16 protein-coding genes and 3 tRNA genes are annotated in these 19,873 nt (G+C 57.2%); all 19 read right to left on the bottom strand.

Annotation, left to right across the window (positions count from 1 at the left end):
* Positions 1–41: 41 nt before the first annotated feature.
* Positions 42–127: transfer RNA gene (locus tag GT003_RS24590), tRNA-Leu, on the bottom strand.
* 22 nt (positions 128–149) lie between these two features.
* A tRNA-Ile gene (locus GT003_RS24595) sits at positions 150–226 on the bottom strand.
* 21 nt (positions 227–247) lie between these two features.
* Positions 248–324: transfer RNA gene (locus GT003_RS24600), tRNA-Met, on the bottom strand.
* 93 nt (positions 325–417) lie between these two features.
* Entirely contained in the window at positions 418–582 is a 165-nt protein-coding gene (locus GT003_RS32180; protein ID WP_170312332.1) for a hypothetical protein, read from the bottom strand.
* Positions 583–740: 158 nt separating this feature from the next.
* Entirely contained in the window at positions 741–2,273 is a 1,533-nt protein-coding gene (locus GT003_RS24605) for an ABC transporter substrate-binding protein (protein WP_239565818.1), read from the bottom strand.
* A 5-nt stretch (positions 2,274–2,278) separates the two neighbouring features.
* Positions 2,279–3,151: an ABC transporter ATP-binding protein gene (locus GT003_RS24610; protein WP_161702933.1), complete on the bottom strand. Its 873-nt coding sequence runs from the start codon at positions 3,149–3,151 to the stop codon at positions 2,279–2,281.
* Positions 3,152–3,157: 6 nt separating this feature from the next.
* Positions 3,158–6,076: an ABC transporter permease gene (locus GT003_RS24615; RefSeq protein ID WP_161702935.1), complete on the bottom strand. Its 2,919-nt coding sequence runs from the start codon at positions 6,074–6,076 to the stop codon at positions 3,158–3,160.
* Positions 6,077–6,079: 3 nt separating this feature from the next.
* Positions 6,080–7,162 (bottom strand): efflux RND transporter periplasmic adaptor subunit, encoded by a 1,083-nt coding sequence (locus tag GT003_RS24620; protein ID WP_161702937.1) that lies wholly within the window; start codon positions 7,160–7,162, stop codon positions 6,080–6,082.
* Entirely contained in the window at positions 7,128–7,892 is a 765-nt protein-coding gene (locus GT003_RS24625) for an ABC transporter ATP-binding protein (protein WP_161702939.1), read from the bottom strand. Before GT003_RS24625 ends, GT003_RS24620 begins: the two co-directional genes overlap by 35 nt.
* A gap of 297 nt (positions 7,893–8,189) precedes the next feature.
* Positions 8,190–9,035, bottom strand: a complete 846-nt coding sequence (locus tag GT003_RS24630; protein WP_161702941.1) for an ABC transporter permease — start codon at positions 9,033–9,035, stop codon at positions 8,190–8,192.
* Positions 9,019–9,858 (bottom strand): ABC transporter permease, encoded by an 840-nt coding sequence (locus GT003_RS24635; protein ID WP_161702943.1) that lies wholly within the window; start codon positions 9,856–9,858, stop codon positions 9,019–9,021. Before GT003_RS24635 ends, GT003_RS24630 begins: the two co-directional genes overlap by 17 nt.
* A 4-nt stretch (positions 9,859–9,862) precedes the next feature.
* Positions 9,863–10,852, bottom strand: a complete 990-nt coding sequence (locus GT003_RS24640; RefSeq protein WP_161702945.1) for an ATP-binding cassette domain-containing protein — start codon at positions 10,850–10,852, stop codon at positions 9,863–9,865.
* A 450-nt stretch (positions 10,853–11,302) separates the two neighbouring features.
* Positions 11,303–11,557: a hypothetical protein gene (locus GT003_RS24645; RefSeq protein ID WP_161702947.1), complete on the bottom strand. Its 255-nt coding sequence runs from the start codon at positions 11,555–11,557 to the stop codon at positions 11,303–11,305.
* 183 nt (positions 11,558–11,740) lie between these two features.
* Entirely contained in the window at positions 11,741–12,388 is a 648-nt protein-coding gene (pyrE, locus tag GT003_RS24650) for an orotate phosphoribosyltransferase (RefSeq protein WP_161702949.1), read from the bottom strand.
* Positions 12,389–13,084 carry an orotidine-5'-phosphate decarboxylase gene (gene pyrF, locus GT003_RS24655; RefSeq protein WP_161703155.1) on the bottom strand — a complete coding sequence of 232 codons (696 nt, stop codon included), beginning with the start codon at positions 13,082–13,084 and terminating at the stop codon, positions 12,389–12,391. It lies immediately after the preceding gene.
* Positions 13,085–13,266: 182 nt separating this feature from the next.
* Positions 13,267–16,485: a carbamoyl-phosphate synthase large subunit gene (gene carB / locus GT003_RS24660; RefSeq protein WP_161702951.1), complete on the bottom strand. Its 3,219-nt coding sequence runs from the start codon at positions 16,483–16,485 to the stop codon at positions 13,267–13,269.
* The gene (locus GT003_RS24665; protein WP_161702953.1) at positions 16,472–17,617 is read right to left on the bottom strand and encodes a carbamoyl phosphate synthase small subunit; all 1,146 of its coding nucleotides are present in this window, start codon (positions 17,615–17,617) and stop codon (positions 16,472–16,474) included. The genes carB and GT003_RS24665 overlap by 14 nt, the downstream gene beginning before the upstream one ends.
* A 35-nt stretch (positions 17,618–17,652) precedes the next feature.
* Positions 17,653–18,942 (bottom strand): dihydroorotase, encoded by a 1,290-nt coding sequence (locus tag GT003_RS24670; protein ID WP_161702955.1) that lies wholly within the window; start codon positions 18,940–18,942, stop codon positions 17,653–17,655.
* 21 nt (positions 18,943–18,963) lie between these two features.
* The gene (locus GT003_RS24675; protein ID WP_161702957.1) at positions 18,964–19,866 is read right to left on the bottom strand and encodes an aspartate carbamoyltransferase catalytic subunit; all 903 of its coding nucleotides are present in this window, start codon (positions 19,864–19,866) and stop codon (positions 18,964–18,966) included.
* Positions 19,867–19,873 lie beyond the last annotated feature (7 nt).

The following is a 19,873-nucleotide window of genomic DNA, read 5'->3' on the forward strand; positions in this document are numbered from 1 at the left end:
CTAAAAACAAAAAACCTTGAAAGCTCAAGGTTTACTTAAAGTGCCGAGGACGGGAATCGAACCCGTACGGTGGTCACCCACCGCAGGATTTTAAGTCCTGTGCGTCTGCCAGTTCCGCCACCCCGGCATAGTGTGATGAATTGTGGAATTGGTGGGCCCTGAGGGACTCGAACCCCCGACCAATCGGTTATGAGCCGACCGCTCTAACCAACTGAGCTAAGGGCCCTTGCGATAATAATCGAAAGGTTGGTTGCGGGGGCAGGATTTGAACCTGCGGCCTTCGGGTTATGAGCCCGACGAGCTACCGAGCTGCTCCACCCCGCGATAACACCGATTCACATCAAATCATGCAATGGCGACAACAATTAATATACTATAGAATTTAGCAATAAGTCAAGCGTTGTTAAGCAAATATTACTATGGGAGGAATCGTACGCCAAACCGCCCTTTTCGCGAGCGGAACACTTCGATCTCCTGCGGGCAGTCGTATCCGTACACCCACCAATCATTCTCCATCCGTTTGACCAAACAACCGGCTTGGAACTTGGTCTCGTACAAGCGCCCCCAGTATACCCATTTCATGACGCGTATCTCCCTTCGCTGCCGTTTCGTCTAGCGTTCCCATATTCGGCAGAAATAAGCATGCCAGACAGCTGAACCCTAACGATAAGCCGACAATAGAAAAGCAGCTGCGCAATGATACGCAGCTGCTAACCTGTCTCTTATTCCGTATTCAGACGTTAATCCAGCGGTCTCGGTTCGCCGATAACTCCGCCGCCATCGCCTTCGAGCGGTCCGTTCGGATTCGTCTTGATCTTCTGCAGCATCACGTCGCCCTTGGTTTGCCATTCCTTCAAGGCTTGATCGACGGATTTCTTCTTCTGAAGCACTTCCTGGAACAGCTGCTGCGCGATGTTTTGCACTTGATACAGGTTCGGCTTATCCTGATACAGCTTATCGATCGCAGGATCCTGCGGCGGAACCGGCTTCAAGGTATAGAACGCTTCGATATTGTAATCCATGCCATCCTTCGGCTTCAGGAACGATTTGCGCGATACCATCTCGTACGTGCTGCGGGATTTGAGCTCCGCCCACTGCTTGCCGTTGTTGAACGCGATGAATTCCCATGCGTCGTCGCTGTTTTGCGCTTTCGCGTTGATCGCCATCAGGTTGCTCAAAGAGATATTGCCGCCAACGCCCGGCACTTCGGTGAATTGCGGTACCGTAACGACACCCCAGTCAACGCTCGGGATTTTCGGATTTTTGGCTGCTGCATCCTTCACGGAGGAGAGCTGGCTCACGTAATCATAGCCGTTCACGCTCATGGCGACGCGGCCGCTCAAGAACAGATCGCCTTGGAATGGATTGTAGACGGCTTTATCCTTGATGATTCCGCCATCGGCGCCATTATTCAAATCTTCTTGGCTCGGAATGATTTTGTTCAAGTACAGGTCGGAAATATCGGTCCATACCTTCTTCCAGCCCGGCTGGTCGACGGTCATCTTCTCCGCCGTGTTATCGAACATCTTCAATTGCAGCGGAGCGGCATAGGTCTGCGAATCCCAGAACGGATCGCTGCCATAGCGGTTGAAGGCCAAGCCGAATTTCCGCTCTTTGCCTTCGCCTTTCGCGATTCGCTTCGCGAGCGTAATCACGTCCGGCCACGTCATATTGTCCGTCGGCTGGTCGATGCCCGCGTCGGCGAACATCTTCTTATTAAAATACAAGGCCGAAGAGTTGAACGTCGGGGTAAGCGCGTAGATGCTGTTGTCTCCGATGTCCTTGATACCGTTAATCACGGACGGTACGATATCCTCGATATCGAATTTGTTGTCCTGGATATAGGAATCGAGATTCTTCACCATGTTGTCCTGAACGAGCCGCTTAAGCACGCCGGAATCCATGATGACGACGTCCGGCGGATTGCTGCCCTCCATCATTTTCTTCACTTCCGCGTAGATATCCGGCTGCTTCTTGTTCGGATCCGGCTCTTCGTAGCGCTGATCGTCATAGTTGACCGCGCCGACGATTTGGATATCGACGTTCTCATGCGTCAATTCATAGCCGTCGGTAAACTGCTGACGATAGTATTGCTCGCTGTCGGCGTTGGACGACACGAATCCAACCCGAAGCACATGCTGCTCCGTGCTTCCGCTGTCCCCTTTGCTGCAAGCCGACAGGCCCGTGGCCAGCAGGGCTGCCGACAACGCCATCGCGGAAGCCTTTAGGACGATCCTTCTCTTGGTCTTAAACTGCGCATCCATGTTCCCCATACGATCTACCCCTCCAATGATTTGGGCGGCGAAATGATAATTCGCTCGCCGTCAAATTCCAACGATGCTTTATCTGTAATCTGCAAGGCGGTTAAATACGCCTTGGGAATTTGAAGCCTTCCTGCGCGGTCCACGACGGCGTACTCCTCGTGAACGGTTTCCTGAGCCGAACCCGGCTCGAAATTATCGTCCAAGTTCGGGTTGCGCTTAATGAACTCGGTACTCGTCAAGCCGTCCCGAATCGCGACGACCCGGTCGACCTTGGATGCGAGCGACAAGTCATGCGTGACGATGACGATCGTAATGCCAAGCTCCCGATTGAGCCTTCTGAATATATCCATGATCATGTCCGAGGTCCGCGTATCCACGGATCCGGTCGGCTCGTCGGCAAGCAGCAGCTTCGGCCGGTTCGAGAGCGAGATGGCGATCGCAACGCGCTGCTGCTCCCCGCCGGACAGCTGGTGCAGCTTGTTGTGCATGCGCTCCTTCAAGCCCACCCATTCCAACAGCTGCTTGGCATACGCGCGGTCGAACTTCGCGGATAACATCATCGGCATTTCGACGTTTTCGAGTGCGGACAAGTACGGCAGCAAATTCCGGGCGTTGTTCTGCCAGATGAAGCCGACGGTCTCTCGCTTGTAGGAGACGAGCTGATCGTCGGTGATCTTGAGCAGGTCCCAGGGACCGACGCCGACGCTTCCAGCGGAAGGGCGGTCGAGACCGCCCAAGATGTTCAGCAGCGTTGATTTGCCGCTGCCGCTGTTGCCGATAATCGCCATCATTTCGCCTTCGCGGACATGAAGGTTCAGTCCTTGCAGGGCGACGACCTCGAGTTCGTCGGATTTGTAAATTTTGACCAAGCCTTCGCAGGTGATCATGGCGTGTTAGCGCTCCTCTCCCATTTTGACGGCCTGATGCACGCGCAGCCTGCGGATATGCGTTAACAGCAGCAAGGCACCCATCAGCATCATGCAGGCGACGACGATGTACAGCTGCGTCGTATCCTTGGCGTCGAAGACGACCCGGAACGGCGGAACGGAGTTCGCGACGTTCTCCGTCGTCTGCAGGAACGGCAGGAACAACAGACTTGCGATCTTGCCGATAAGGATGCCGAGGCCGATCGACAGGCCTGCCGTGAATATCTGCTCCAGCAGGAGCATGCCCGTCAACTGCTTGCGCGACAGTCCCATCGCCCTCAATATGCCGAACTGCACGATGCGGCCCGATAAGTTGAAGAACCAGAAGAGAATGTAGCCGGTCAGCGAAATGATGATGGACACCAGGAAGCCCAAGCTTAGAATCCCGAAAACTCCGCCGCGCGTCGGATGTTTGGCCTGAGCAGCCAACTCGATCCGCACGTCCTTCACGTCCGCCAATTCAATCCCGGCGGTTTCCAGCTGCTTCATGATCGGAGCCGTCAGCGCGCCCGGCTTCATCTTGAGCCATACATCGTACGGAATCATCGGCACTTGATCGTAAATATAATCCAAATTCGCAATGATAAACGGCGACTGATCGGGGTATTGAGCCGGCCAGTAAGGCACGATGCCGACGACCGCGAATTCGATGACGCCGTCTTGGAAGCCCGCGTTGATGCGATCGCCGAGCTTCAGCTGATACTTCTCCGCAACGTTGGATGGGATAATGGCCGCTTGCTCGTAGTAACCCAAGTACTTCAAATAATTGAACGGATGAACGTTATAGAGATCGTTGCGGAACCAGGCGACTTTGGAAAAATCGACGTTGTCGATGCCCATCACCGTGCCTTGGCCGATCGAACGGCCGGAGACGACGATGTTGGCTTTGGTCTGCAGCACTCTGGCCGCTGCCTCGACGCCGTCCAGCTTCCGGAAGATTTCGAACGGCGGCTCGCTGTAATTGACTCGCGACGGGACGACAGAGCCTCCGCCTGAACCGCCGCCGCTGCCGCCTTGGCCGCCTCCTCCCCCACCGGAACCATTGCCGCCGCCTGAACCGCCGCTGCCGGATCCGCCGGAGCCTTCGCCGCCGTTACTGCCGCCGCCCGTCTGGACGACTTCCGTCTTGCCTTCCCATACGGTCTGAACCACGACATCCGTTCCGTATTTGTATAAGGTACGCTCCGTCGAGTTCAGATCGATGGTTCGAGCGGCCGACGCGTTATAGACGCCAAGCCCCAGCGTCAAGATCAACAGGATCATGAGCGGATAGTAGCCCTTCGACGAGCGGGACAGCTGGGTCAGCGTCAAGTACAACGGCACGGGAAGCAGCTTCCGTCCGAGCCAGTTGAACAGCTTGAGCAGCCATGGGAATACCCGCAGGAAGAAGAGTCCCATGGCGAAGATCGCAAGCGCCGGCACGAAGAACAGGAACGGCTGCACGTTCAGTTGATCCGTCGTCAGATTGCTCTTGACGGATATCATCTGCCGCTCGTTGAACAAATACCAGCCGTAACCGGCTACGCCAAGCAGCAGCAAGTCTCCGTACCAACGCTGCCAAAGCGGCTTGCGGTCGGAGCGCGCGATCTGCTTCTTGTAATCGACGATCGAAGCCTTCGCGTACATCACTGCCGGGATGACGGTTGCCAGCATGGCGAGCACGACGGCGCCTAATCCGGCCAGCACCGCATCGGAGGTAAAACCGACCGGAATCGACTTCCGGTTCACGAATTCCAGGAACCCGTTGGCCGAGCCGATACTCTTCGCCATGAACCAGCCGAGCAGCGGCCCGGCGCAAAGCGCGACGATTCCCAGCAGCAAGCCCTCGAGCAGATAGATCCAAATGATCTGCCTCGTCCCCGCGCCGCGGCTGCGCAGAACGGCGATATCGCTTCGCTGCTTGTCGAGCGATTGGCGGGCGTTCATCGCGATGAAATAGAACACCATCGCCAGCATCGGCGCCGCGAGCGTGAAGAGCAGCATCTGAAGCTGCAGGCTCTGCTTCTTGAATTCGCCGAGCAGCTTGGCGAATGAAATTTCCACGCGCGTCTCCTTGAGATGCTGGTAGAGATCGATATTGAGACGATCCAGCGTGCGGTCGAGATGGGACAGCTGGCTCGTTTGGATGTCTTTCAAATCAAAAGCGTAATACCAGCTCGCCGTATGAATCGCAACGCCGCGGTCTTTGAGCAGCCCTTGATGGAATGCCTTGTCTCCGATTGTCAACATACTCATCAAGCTCTCCTGCCCCTGATACCAATAAGGATCGGTATCCTTAAGCGGCTTGTAGGCACCGACGATCTTGACCCGCAGCGTAATGCTCGATCCGCCGTAGATCGGATATTGGAACACGTCGCCGATATGGATGTCGCTGCGGTACATCGCCTCTTCCATCATGACGGCTTCGACGGTATCGTCGCTGCTTACGGAATCGGCGAACCAGCGGCCTTGCGTGAGCTCGGCTTTCTTATCCAGTCCCGACATCGAACCGAGGGCCATCGTTCGCGCCCGGCTGGCATCGACCTTGGTCGGATCCTCCGGCGTCAGCTCGCTGCTGCGGATCGATTCGGTTTGACTGAACGTCGTGAATGGAAACCCGATCAAGGAAGGGATATCGTCCCGAATATATTGCTCGACTTCGTTCAGCCCGTTCAGATCCGTCTTCCCCGCCGTTTCCTGATAGCGCATCAGCAGCGAGCCGGCCGGCAGTCCGCCGCTTTCATCCTTGAGCGTCTGAGCTACGACCCGCTTCAGCGCGCCGTCCGCGTACATCGGTATGCTGGTTGCGAACGCGACGGCGATGATGAGGCCCGCCAGCGAGCTCAGCGTCATCCACCGCGTGTTCCACATTTTGCGGAACAGAAAGCGAAATAGCGGCATCCCCATAGGTTATTTACCTACGACTTTCTGCCCCGGCGTCAACCCTTTGAGGATTTCCACTTCCGTCGCGGTCTGCTGTCCGACCTCCACGTCCACCTCGCGCTTGCCTTCGCTGTCGATGACCTGCACGTACGTGCGCGAGCCGATCGTGCGAAGCGCGGAGGGTGGAATAACGATGGCGTTTTCCTTGCGGTTCATAATAATGGAGATGGACAGCGGCGTGCCTCGGGTAACGCCCTTCGGCAGCGGTTTATCCAGCGACACCGTCAGAAAATCTTCCGGTCTCTCCGGACGCTGGGGTCCGCCGCTTCCTCCGCCGCCACCGTTGCCGCCGTTCTCGTCGTCGTTAGAGACCACGGGCAGCTGCACGACTTTACCGGAAAATTCGCCTGCGTTGTTAATGTCCACCGTAACCGGCATGCCGACCGAGATGCCCTCGAGCTCATCCTGCGTCATCTTCGCCGCGGCCGTCATCTTGCTCGTATCCGCGATGATGCAGACGGGATCGTAGGCTTTAATAGAATCGCCCTTGGCGACGTTCAGACTGACGATCGTGCCGGTGAACGGCGAGGTCAGCACGGCTTTGTCGATCTCCTCCTGGGCATCCACGAGCTTCTGTCTCTTCTCTTCGAAGTCGATCTTCGCGAGCTCGAATTCAATCGGATCCATCTCGTCCTTCTTGCGCAGCGTGTCCTTCATCTGCAGCTCATCCTTGGAAAATTGCAGCTTGTCGGAACGAAGCTGTTTCTTCATATCGTCCACGTCGAGCGTTCCGATGACTTGGCCGGCGGTTACTTTCTGATTGATTTTGACGTTCAGCTCTTTCAGTCTTTTACCGTCCAGCGAGAAGTAAAGCGTCTCCTCCTGCGTGGCGATCATTTTGCCGATCTGCGTCTTCTTCGTCTCCAGCGTTGCCGTCGAGACCTCGTACTCCGGCTTCTTGGAGATCTGGGGCGGCGCGATTTCCGGCAGCACTTCCTCCTTGTCCTCGTTCGGCAGCAGCGAGCAGCCGGCCGATGTCAGGAGAGACGCGCCGATAACGACTACGGCAGCCGTTTTAAATGAATTTCCCGTCAACCATTTCGTAAACATGATCGGCAACCTCCAAAATCGTGGGATCGTGCGTTGTCATACAAATCGTTACTTGCTCGGTGCGGATGATCGTTTGGAAGACCGCCATAATCTGCGCGGCCATCTGCGAATCCAGCTCGGCCGTCGGTTCGTCCGCCAGCAGCAAGCTTGGCCGATGAGCGATCGCTTTGGCAATGGCCACGCGCTGCTGTTCGCCCCCGGACAGCTCGAACGGACGATGATGCATCCGCTTCGCGAGTCCGACGAGGTCCAGGCAATGCTCCACGCGCGCTTTCCACTCGCCCCCGGGATAACCGGCCATGCGCAGTGCAAGTTCCACGTTCTCGTAGGCGGACAGCAGCGGCATGAGCGCATAGGCCTGGAAAATAAAGCCCATTTCCTTGCGTCTGACCTTCGTGCGTTGATCGTCGCTCATGCTATGGAAAGGCTTGCCGTGAAAAAAGATATGTCCATTGGACGGTTGATCCAGCCCGCCGATCAAATTCAACAGCGTTGTTTTGCCGGAGCCGGACCGCCCGCGCAGCATGACCAATTGACGGGGCAGCAGCTCCATATGAATGCCTTTCAGCACTTGCAGCGGCTGACCGCCGGCCTGAAAGGTCCGCTCTACGCCTTCTACGACAAGCAGCGGTTTCGTGACGTCGCCGGCATCCGCCTTATGCTGTTCCTGCTTATGTACGTGATCATCGATCGTTTCGGCAACGGACTGCCTGCTCTTCCACCATCCCATCTCTACCGCGAACCCCCTTCCCATGAGAAAACTTTAATGTTGCTAATGTTTAGACGCGCGATAGGAGCAAAAAGTTACAGTCAAAAGGCGACTTTAAGAGAAATTAATACGCGCGGAAGCTCCCGCCCCCGCGGTTCGGCAAACACACGGGAAACAGGAGCTTTCTAGCGTAATCCTAGCATAACATCGGCTCGGCCTCGGACAGGAGATATGACCGGATTTGACTGCTGACGGATGAACGCTCAACCTCGTTTGAACAAGGGATTATTGGACGAATCTTCACGAGCTGATGATCAGCTACCCTCTAAGCGTAATGGCATTTCCGGAGGCATAGCGCTTCAAGCCGAGCTTGAACGCTAACATCGCAGCCATGCCAAAGACGAGCGTCGCGGCCGCCGCCTTCCACGCGAAATCATATTCGATGCCTCGCAACAGCCCGATCGGGATGTAGCTGATCATGCCTGCCGGAATAAGCGTAAACAGCAGCGTTTTGGCCATACCTTTGAAAATATCGGAGGGATACGAGGAGAGGGCGACGAAACTGTTGAACATCTGCTGCGCCAGGCCGTCCGCATTGCCAATGAAGAAGGCCAGGCAGCCCGCAAGCGTGATGACGCCAATGAACAGCGTGCCGCTGATGAGAAGACCAAGCAAGAACAGAAGCAAACCCGTTAAAGAATGATTGCCCGCCAACGCATATACGACGAGGCCGAACACGAAATCGCCTACCGCCGTCAGCGACATGCGGCTCGCCAGCACATGCAGCAATACCGGCTTAGGCTGCGACAGATAAACGTCCAGCTGCCCGCTCGAGACGATCGGCGCAATTCGAGTAAAGTTGCCGAACAGCATATTCGACCAGCCGAAGCCTCCTGCAGTGACGGCCCACAGCATCATGACATCGTTGAGTTCCCAGCCGTTCACGACCTGAAACCGTCCGAAGAACAAGCTCCAGAAGAACAGCCACATGAAATTGTTTATGAACATCATTCCCGCCATGAGGAAAAAGCTCATCCGGTATTCCATGGCCGCGGCCAAATTGACTTTCCAGCAGGTCAGCAGGAACGACATCGTTCCCGCGCACCGACTGATCCAGGACGACGCAGGCCCTGATTCTTCCCATGCGTTAGCCTCCGTTGACATGCAGCCTCGACACTCCTCTCTTATACATCCACATGACGAGCGCGCCAAGCAACAAGATCCAAACGGCTTGAATGGCGAACTGCTCCGCGATCGGCGCAGCATCGATATTAACCGCCGTCCTCGCGGGAAAATACAGCATGGCTTGAAACGGCAGCCACACGCATATCCGTCTCAGCGGTTCCGGCATCAGATCGAGCGGAAGCAACATGCCGCCGACGGTGAACTGCAGCTTATGGAGCACGAACTCCATGCCTCTCGTCTCTTCCACCCAAAAGGCGCAAAGCGCAACGATCATGTTCAGCACGAACGCGACCGTAATCGCGCCGAACGTCAGCGAGAATAAACCGGCCCAGCCCATTCCGAACGTCGGCGGACCTACGCAAAGCCATGCGATGGCGCTCCCGACGGCCAGATGCACGAAGAACCGGAAGACCGCCTCCGCCAAATAGGCGGCATAATGATAGCCGACATAGGAGAGCGGCCGAATGAGCCGCACCGCGATGTCCCCGCTCTTGACCTCGTTCTCGATGATTCCGCACAGCGCGGGCACGCCCATGGTGATGGCCTCCGTAAACACGAGGTACCAGATGATCTGCTTCAGCGTATACCCGTTGATGATGCGCGCATGATCGCCGTCGTAAGCGGCCGACCAGAGCTGCACGAACACGTACAGGATCATCAGCAGAAAGCTCGCGCGCATGATGAAGTCGGTTTTGTACGCCATTTGCTGGCGAATCGTAATGCGGGCGACGGCACCCGCTTTGCTGCCTCCCGCCGCCAAAGAAGCATTGCGATATCCGAAAAGCCGCCTTGGTGTCCTCATCGCGCTAACCCCCCGTCCCGTAAATATGCGTGATGATTTCCTCCATCGGCGGATCTTCGACGGTGACATCCTCCAGGCGCAGCGCGCCGATGACCGCGCTAAGCACCGTCTCGATTTCGGTGACGGCCAGGTCGACCGCAAGCTTCAACCTCCGGCTATCGCTTGCGATAACCTCCGTGCCGGAGAGAGGGGGGAGCATCGAAGCATCGGAACCGGCTGCAAGCGTCAGCGATATAAGCTTGCGATTCAGCACCTCCCGCTTCAGCCGATCGACTGGCGCATCCAGCAGAATGCCTCCATGGTGAATGACGACCGCCCGGGCGCAAAGCTCCTCCATATCGCCGGCATCATGCGAGGTGAGGAAAACGGTCGTCCCCTCTTCCCGGTTCAATTCGCGAATCAGCTCGCGAATGCGCTGCTTGACGACGACGTCGAGGCCGATCGTCGGCTCGTCGAGAAACAGCAGCTGGGGGCGATGGAGAAAGGAAACGGCAATCTCGCAGCGCATCCGCTCGCCCAGCGACAGCTTGCGGACCGGCGTATGCAAGTACGGTCCCAATTCGAAGCGTTCGATCAAATCATCGCGCCTTGCGTGATAATCGCTGCGCTTCAGCTCGTAAATCCGGCTGATAAGATCGAACGTATCGATCGGCGGCAAATGATACCACAGCTGAGACTTCTGTCCGAACACCGCCCCGATGCGGAAGGCCAGCTTCTCGCGTTCCCGCCACGGCGTGCAGCCAAGCACGCGCGCCTCGCCCGAGGACGGATGCAGAATGCCGGTCAGCATCTTGATCGTCGTCGATTTCCCGGCCCCGTTCGGCCCGAGGAAGGCAACCATCTCCCCTCGCTGCACCGTCAGGTCGATGCTGCGCACCGCGACCTTCTCTTCCCACCGCGGCTTCAGCAGCGAGCGGAAGCTGCCCGCTAAGCCGGCGTCCTTGCGTTTGACCGTAAATACCTTCCGTAAGGCCTGCGTCTGAAGTGCAATCACTCTCTTTGCCCCCTTTGTGTTCGCTCGGCGCTTCGGCATGGTAAAGCAAAAAAGACCCTCTAGCAAGCGCCGCCCAGTCGCCCTGGGTGGAACTTGCCGAAGGTCTTTTATCCCTACGGTGTAGCAGGCTATCGCCCTGCCCGGTTTCGCTCGGTTCGCCTCAAAGCGGATCCCTAGAAACCCTTCCATTTAATGTAACATATTACCATCGGCCGCTTGGGCTGGCAAGAGGTTTTTTTTCCTCCCCTGTCCCCCAAGGTTTACTGTACTCGCCGTTTAGCAGGTCCGGGAAAAATGACCGGAGGTCGGAACGGAATCGCAGCAACGAAGTGATCGCCTTTGTAGTCTGATTTCAACCGATAATCACTTATCTAATAGAAGAAATCAGAACTACAACAGCGAGCGAAGCTCCGTTCCGACCGGAGGTCATTTTTCCCTTCCAGACCAAACTTACGCCGTGTACAGCAAATCCTCCATCATCGTGATGAGGCGCGTCCGCATTTGCTGCAGCCGCGCGGCAAGGCGTTCTACCCGGCCGCTGTTGTCCTGACGGACATCTATGGTATCGAAAGCTTGGCGAACGCAGCTGTAAGCTTCGTCCATTTGCAAAATTTCGTCGCTTTTCTCCAAGTTCCGATCATAAATTCTTACCCGGTACAGCAGATCTTCCGTAGAATCCATCAATTGTTTATACATGTGGTTCATATTCGCTTCCTCGCATTCTATTCATTGTATTTGGACATGTCCATTCCTATGAAGTAAGTTAGCTTAATATAACCGCAATTTAAGATAAACGAAACAATCGATGGATGGAAAAAATGAAAATAGGACCCTGCAATGGTCGCAGGGTCCTGATCATTATCGCTGGTTGAGGCCGGTAAAACCGGCCTAAACGCCGAAAGCCTGCGGATTTTCGCGCCACGCTTGGAGCAGCGCGATGTCGCTGCTTTGCACGATGCCATTCTCGGCCGCCACTTCGATCAGCGCGGAGTAATTCGACAGCGTCGCCAGCGGAATGCCTTCCTTGGCAAACGCCTCGAGCGCATTCGCGAATTGGTACGTGAAAATCGCCACGATGCCCTGCACTTCGCAGCCGGCCTCCCGAACCGCGACCGCCGCTTTCAGCGAGCTGCCCCCGGTAGAGATCAAATCCTCGATCAGCACGACCTTCTGTCCTGCTTCGTAATGGCCTTCGATCTGATTCGTCTTGCCGTGGCCTTTGGCCTTGTCGCGCACGTACAGCATCGGCAGGTTAAGCTTGGACGCTACCCATGCCGCGTGCGGAATGCCCCCTGTCGCAATGCCCGCTACCGCTTGGCAGTCCGGGTATTGCGCGCGGATGATGGCCGCGAAGCCGTCCGCGATCAGCTCGCGGATGGCCGGGTACGACATCGTCAGCCGATTATCGCAATAGATCGGCGATTTCATGCCGGATGTCCACGTGAACGGATCATTCGGGCGAAGCGCGACCGCATTGATCTCCAGCAGTCCTTTCGCGATCTCTCTCGGCAGTTGTTCCAGTGCGGATGTTGTCATCTATACCAGCTCCTCGATAATGGATTCCAATGCTTGTCTCGGATTCGCCGCAGCCGTGATCGGCCGGCCGATCACCATATAATCCGTCCCCTGCTCCAAAGCTTGGCGCGGAGTCATGATGCGCGATTGATCTCCGATGTCGGCGCCTGCCGGGCGGATGCCCGGGGTGATGGTCCGGAAGGACGTTCCGCAGGCCGCTTTGATGAGCTGCACTTCCTGCGGGGAAGCGACGACGCCGCCCAAACCGGCTTCATGCGCGAGTCGGGCATAGCGGACGACCGCATCCGCGACGGAGCCGCCGATGCCGATCTCTTCGTTCAATACCGCCTGGCTCGTGCTGGTCAACTGCGTGACGGCAATCACGAGCGGACGATTCAGGCTCGAATCGCCCTGAAGCGCCTCTTCGACGCCTTCGAGCGCGGCGCTCATCATCGACGAACCCCCGGCGGCATGGACGTTGAATACGTCGACGCCAAGCTTCGTAATGCTGTTTGCGCCTCCCTTGACCGTATTCGGAATGTCGTGCATCTTCAGGTCCAGGAACACCTTGTAGCCGCGTGCCTTCAAGCCTGCGACAAAGCCCGGGCCAGCCGCGTAGAACAGCTGCATCCCGACCTTCATGAAGCATGGAATTCCCTCGAGGCTGTTCACCAGCGCTTCCGCCGAAGCGGCATCCGGATAATCGAGCGCGACCATCACGCGGCCCGCTGCTTCTTCTCTGCTTAGCTTCAACCGTTACGCCTCCTTTGATTCGCTATGCCGTGCATAGCGAAAGCCTGCTTGGGGGCAGGCTTTCGCGGCGGCCGAAATACGGCCATCTTGTAGCGATTCATTCAGTTGTTGTAATCATGGGATTCATTCAGATTACTGGAAGTCGCTTATTTCTTAGCCAGTACGGGCATCGGACGCGAGGAGAAGTTGATGGTCTCCAGCATGTTCAGCAATGCGCGTACGGTATCCAGGGACGTCATGCAGACCACGCCGTTCTCGACCGCTTCCCGGCGGATACGGAAGCCGTCGCGCTCCGGCGCCTTGCCTTTGGTAAGCGTATTGACGACGAAGTGCGCTTGGCCGTCGCGGATAAGATCCAAGATGTTCGGCGAGCCTTCGCTCAGCTTGTTCACCGTCTTCACGCGCAGACCGGCTTCTTCCAAGGCCGTAGCCGTGCCGCCCGTCGCGATGATGTTGTAGCCCAGCTCGTAGAAGCCGCGCAGGATTTCGATCGCTTCCGGTTTATCCTTGTCGGCAACCGTCGCGATGATGGAGCCCGTCGGCGGGATACGCATGCCCGCTCCTACGAGGCCTTTATACAGCGCCTTCGCGTAATGCTGATCGCGGCCCATAACCTCGCCCGTCGATTTCATTTCCGGCGTCAGCGTCGGGTCGACGCGGCGCAGCTTGGCAAAGGAGAAGACCGGTACTTTGACCGAGACGTACTCGTCTTCCGGCCACAGGCCTTCCGTGTAACCGAGATCTGTCAGCTTCGTGCCGAGAATCGCCTGAGTAGCGAGGTTCGCCATCGGAATGTTCGTCACTTTGCTGAGGAACGGAACCGTACGCGAGGAGCGCGGGTTAACCTCGATGACGTACACTTCGTCCTGGAAGATGACGAACTGGATGTTGACCAAGCCGATAACGTTCAGGCCGCGCGCGATTTTGATCGTGATGTCGACCATCTTCTGCTGCAGTTCCTGCGAGATCGATTGCGGCGGGTATACCGCGATGGAATCGCCGGAGTGAACGCCAGCGCGCTCGACATGCTCCATGATGCCCGGGATCAGCACGGTATCGCCGTCGCAGATCGCGTCGACTTCCGCTTCTTTGCCCAGCATGTAACGGTCGATCAGGACCGGATGCTCCGGATTGATCTTCACGGCTTGCACCATGTACGTCAGCAGCTCTTCATCGGAGTAGACGATTTCCATTGCGCGGCCGCCGAGGACGTACGATGGACGTACCAGCACCGGATAACCGAGGCCTTGCGCAACCGCGACTGCGGCATCAACGGACGTCACGGTCGAACCTTGCGGCTGCGGAACGTTCAGCTCGCGAAGCAGCGCTTCGAATTTCTTGCGGTCCTCTGCCGCGTCGATGCTCTCCAAGCTGGAGCCGAGGATGCGAACGCCGGCTTTCGTCAGCGGAGCCGCGAGGTTAATCGCCGTTTGGCCGCCGAACTGCACGATGACGCCGATCGGTTTCTCTTGCTCGATAACGTTCATGACGTCTTCGAAGAAAAGCGGTTCGAAGTATAGACGGTCGGACGTGCTGAAATCCGTCGAGACCGTTTCCGGGTTGTTGTTGATGATGACCGCTTCGTAGCCGGCCTTCTGAATCGCCCACACCGCGTGGACCGTCGAGTAGTCGAACTCGATGCCCTGGCCGATCCGGATCGGACCCGAACCGAGCACGAGTACTTTCTGCTTGTCGGTTTCCGTAACTTCGTTCTCAACCTCGTAGGTCGAGTAGTAGTACGGCGTCGTCGCTTCGAATTCTGCCGCGCAGGTATCCACCATTTTGTAAACCGGCTTGAGACCATGCTCCAGACGATACGCACGGATGTCGTACTCGTTCGTATGCGTCGAGTGACCGCCTTCGCGGCGGATTTCGGCGATGGAACGGTCCGAGAACCCTTTGCGTTTCGCTTGGTACAGCTGTTCTTTCGTCAAGATAGTCGCTCCGCGAAGCTGGGCTTCGAACGCTACGATGCCTTCCAGCTTGTCGAGGAACCACCAGTCGATGTTGGTCAGGTCTTGAATTTCCTGCAGCTTGTACCCGCGGCGGAAGGCTTCCGCGACCAGGAACATGCGCTCGTCGTCGGGCTTTTGCAGGCGAACCTTCAAGACGTCTTCCGTAAGCTCTCCTGCATCCTTGAGGTGAATGCGATGGGTGCCGATTTCGAGCGAGCGAACCGCTTTGTGAATGGATTCCTCGAACGTGCGTCCGATTGCCATGACTTCGCCGGTCGCTTTCATTTGCGTGCCAAGCTTGCGGTTGGCGGAAATGAATTTATCGAACGGCCAGCGCGGGATTTTGGATACGATGTAATCCAGCGTCGGCTCGAAGCAGGCGTACGTTTGTCCCGTTACCGGGTTGACGATTTCGTCCAACGTGTAGCCGATTGCGATCTTGGCCGCCATCTTGGCGATCGGATAGCCGGTCGCTTTGGAAGCCAGCGCCGAAGAGCGGCTTACGCGCGGATTCACTTCGATGACGTAGTATTGGAAGCTGAACGGATCCAGCGCGAACTGTACGTTGCAGCCGCCTTCGATGTTCAGCGCGCGAATGATCTTCAGCGACGCCGAGCGGAGCATTTGATACTCGCGGTCGGACAGCGTTTGGCTTGGCGCTACGACGATAGAATCGCCGGTATGTACGCCGACGGGGTCGAAGTTCTCCATGTTGCACACGACGATGCAGTTATCGTTCGCATCGCGCATGACTTCGTATTCGACTTCTTTCATACCCGCGATCGATTTCTCGATGAGGCATTGGCTGATCGGGCTGTAACGGATACCGGATGCGACCGTTTCCCGCAGCTCGACTTCGTCCGCGCAGATGCCGCCGCCTGTTCCGCCAAGCGTATAAGCCGGGCGAACGATGATCGGGTAACCGATCTCGTTGGCGAAGACAACCGCTTCTTCGACCGTCGTCACGATGACGCTCTCCGGCACGGGCTGCTCCAATTCGCGCATCAGGTCACGGAACAAGTCGCGGTCTTCCGCTTTCTCGATCGCCGTCAGCTGCGTGCCGAGCAATTGCACGTTCTCGCGTTCCAGTACGCCTGCGCGCGCCAGCTCGACGGCCATATTCAGACCGGTTTGTCCGCCGAGCGTCGGAAGCAATCCGTCCGGACGCTCTTGACGGATGATCTGCGTGACGAAGTCCAGCGTGATCGGCTCGATGTATACTTTATCCGCCATGTTGGTGTCGGTCATGATCGTGGCAGGGTTGCTGTTGATCAGGACGACCTCGTAGCCTTCTTCTTTCAATGCTTGGCAAGCTTGCGTGCCGGCGTAGTCAAATTCAGCCGCCTGTCCGATAACGATCGGGCCGGAACCGATAACGAGGATTTTTTTGAGTTTGTTATTTCTGGGCATATTGCAGTTCTCCTCTCAATGACGCCGCCAATTGAGCTTGACGCGGTTTTTGCGGGTTGTTTCGTTTCGTCTCGCGGATCATGTCCAGGAATTGATCGAACAAGTAGCTGTTATCCAGCGGTCCAGGTGCCGCTTCCGGATGGTACTGCACGGAGAAGGCAGGGAATTCCGCGTGCTTCAAGCCTTCGATCGTCCGGTCGTTGTTATTGATATGCGTCACTTCCAGCTTCGTTCCCGCGACCGTCTCTTCCAGAACGGTATAGCCATGGTTCTGCGAAGTGATGTAGCAGCGGTTCGTCGCCAGATCTTTAACGGGATGGTTGCCGCCGCGATGGCCGAATTTCAACTTCGCCGTATCCGCGCCGCATGCAAGAGCGAACAGCTGGTGGCCGAGGCAGATCCCGAAGATCGGATACTCGCCAAGCAGTTCTTGAATCATTTTCACGGCATGCGGGACGTCTTTCGGGTCGCCGGGGCCGTTGGACAGCTGAATGCCGTCCGGGTTCAGGCGGCGGATCTGCTCGGCTGTCGTATCATGCGGAACGACGACGACGTCGCAGCCGCGCTTCGTCAGCTCGCGCAGAATGCCGCTCTTCGCGCCGTAGTCCACGAGCACGATACGCTCGCGTTCGCCGGGGCTCGTGAAGATGCTTTTCGTCGACGTGCGGGCGACTTGATCGCGCATCAGCGGCGTAACGGACAGGCGCTCCTGCAATTCTTCGACACGCTCGTTGCCCGTCGTCAGGATGCCTTTCATCGTGCCGTGATGGCGAAGGATACGGGTCAGCATCCGGGTATCGATCTCGCTGATGCCGATGATGCCGTGTTCTTTCAGCAGGCCGTCGATCGAATATTGCGCTCTCCAGTTGCTTGGAATCGGTTCGTGGCGGCGTACGACGAAGCCGTGGATGAATGGAGCAACCGTCTCGAAATCATCGCGCGTGATGCCGTAGTTGCCGATGAGCGGGTAGGTCATGGACACGATTTGTCCGCAGTAGGACGGATCCGAGAGCACCTCTTGGTAGCCTGTAATGCCTGTATTAAATACGACTTCGCCGCTGGACTGTCCTTCGGCGCCAAATCCAAGGCCCGTAAACAGCGTGCCGTCTTCCAATAACAATCTTGCTTGCATCCGTATCACTCCTGTTATCAAGTTGCGTGCTTCTCTTATTGTTCCGACCAAACGAGGCTGCCGTTCACGATTGTCGCCGTCGGCCAGCCGAAGAGCTTCCAGCCGCCGAATGGCGTATTCTTTCCTTTGGAAGCGAACGTTTCCGGTTTCACTTCGCGTTCGTTCTCCAAGTCCACGATGGTCAGATCGGCAGGCGCGCCGACATTCAGTACGCCGCTCTGCAGGCCGAATACCCGAGCGGGATCCGAAGTCATCCGTTGGAGCAGGAAGCCGAGCGTCCATCTGCCCGTGCGGACGAATCGGGTGTACAGCAGCGGGAAAGCCGTCTCGAACCCGGTGATGCCGAACGGTGCCAGCAGCATGCCTTTCGCTTTCTCTTCCGCGCTGTGCGGCGCGTGGTCGGTGACGATGATGTCGAGCGTACCGTCTTGCAAGCCTTCGATGACCGCTTGTACGTCTCGCGGCGTACGGAGCGGAGGGTTCATTTTCCAGTTCGCGTCCATGCCGGGAATATCTTCGTCCGACAGAATCAGATGGTGCGGGCATACCTCGGCGGTCACGTTAATGCCGAACTGCTTCGCATGCCGGATCAATCGAACCGACTGCTCGGTGCTGACGTGGCAGACATGATAGTGCACGCCCGTTGCTTCCGCCAGCAGGATGTCGCGGCCGACGTGAATCGCTTCGGATTCGTTCGGGATGCCCTTGAGGCCGTTCGCCGCAGCGAATTTGCCTTCGGTAACCGCGGCGCCCACGACGAGCGAATCATCCTCGCAGTGCGCGATGACCGGCATATTCATGGAAGCCGCCAGCTTCATGGCATCTTTCATCATTTGCGCGTTCTGCACGCCTACGCCGTCGTCCGTGAAGCCGACCGCGCCCGCTTCCTTCAGGGCGGCGAAATCCGTCAGTTCGCGTCCCAGCTCGTTCTTCGTGATGGCCGCATACGGCAGCACGTTGACGATTCCCGCGCTTGCCGCTTTATCGAGAATGTAGCGGACCGTTTCCGCCGTGTCCGTGACCGGCCGCGTGTTCGGCATGCAGGCGATCGTCGTGAAGCCCCCTGCGGCCGCCGAGCGCGTGCCGCTCGCAATGTCTTCCTTATATTCGAAACCCGGCTCGCGCAGATGCACATGCATATCGATGAAGCCTGCGGAGACCAGCTTGCCGTTCGCGTCGATCGTATCGTGCCCGTTCGTATCCGGTCGTCCTGCGGCTGCATCCTCGATCTGAGCGATGACGCCTTCCGCAATGCGGATATGCTTCAATTCCGTTTCACCCGTCGTTTCGTTCCATACCAAGCCGTTTAAAATCCAAGTTGCCATCGTTGTTCTCCTTTCGACCCGTTAGGTCAGTGCCCGTTCGATCACGGCCATCCGGATCGGTACGCCGTTTTGCATTTGCGGGAAGATGCGCGACTGTCCATGCTCCACTAGCTCATCGTCGATCTCGACGCCCCGGTTGATCGGTGCCGGGTGCATGATGATGGCATGCGGCGCGATGCGCGATGCCCGTTCAACCGTCAACCCGTACTGCTCGCGATATGCCTCGGGCGTTCCCATCATGCCCGATTCATGACGCTCCAGCTGCACGCGCAGCATCATGATGACGTCCGCCTTCAGCGCCTCTTCCATCGAGACCAGCGGTGCGTTCAACTCCGGTGCCGACATGTTGCCCGGCGCGCAGAATTGAACCTTGGCACCGAATTTTTGCAGCGCGTACAGATTCGAGCGTGCGACGCGGCTGTGCTGAATGTCACCGATAATCGACACCGTCAGTCCTCGCAGCTCGCCGAACTGCTTGCGCATCGTGTACAGATCGAGCAGCGCCTGCGTCGGATGCTCGTTATTGCCGTCGCCCGCGTTAATCAGCGGTACGTTGATCTTCGTCGCCAGCTCGGCCAGAACGCCGTTCGGCTTGAGACGGATAATTCCGGCGTCGATGCCCATCGATTCCAAGGTCCGGACCGTATCGTAGATCGATTCGCCCTTCTGGACGCTGGATACGGCGGCCGAGAAGTTCAACACTTCGGCGCCAAGGCGTTTCTCCGCGACTTCGAAGGAGAACCGTGTCCTTGTACTATTCTCGAAAAACATGTTTGCGATAAATTTACCTTGCAGAACCGGCTCGATCTTATTCGGGCTGGCTTCCCAGTATGCCGCTCGGGTCAAGATCGATTCGATCTCTTCCTTGCTTAATTCCTTCAGACCAAGCAAACTTCGCTGCTTGACCATCGTTGCCATCGCCATGTTGTAG

It is taken from the genome of Paenibacillus sacheonensis, from assembly GCF_009909195.1.
Lineage (GTDB): Bacteria > Bacillota > Bacilli > Paenibacillales > Paenibacillaceae > Paenibacillus_Z > Paenibacillus_Z sacheonensis.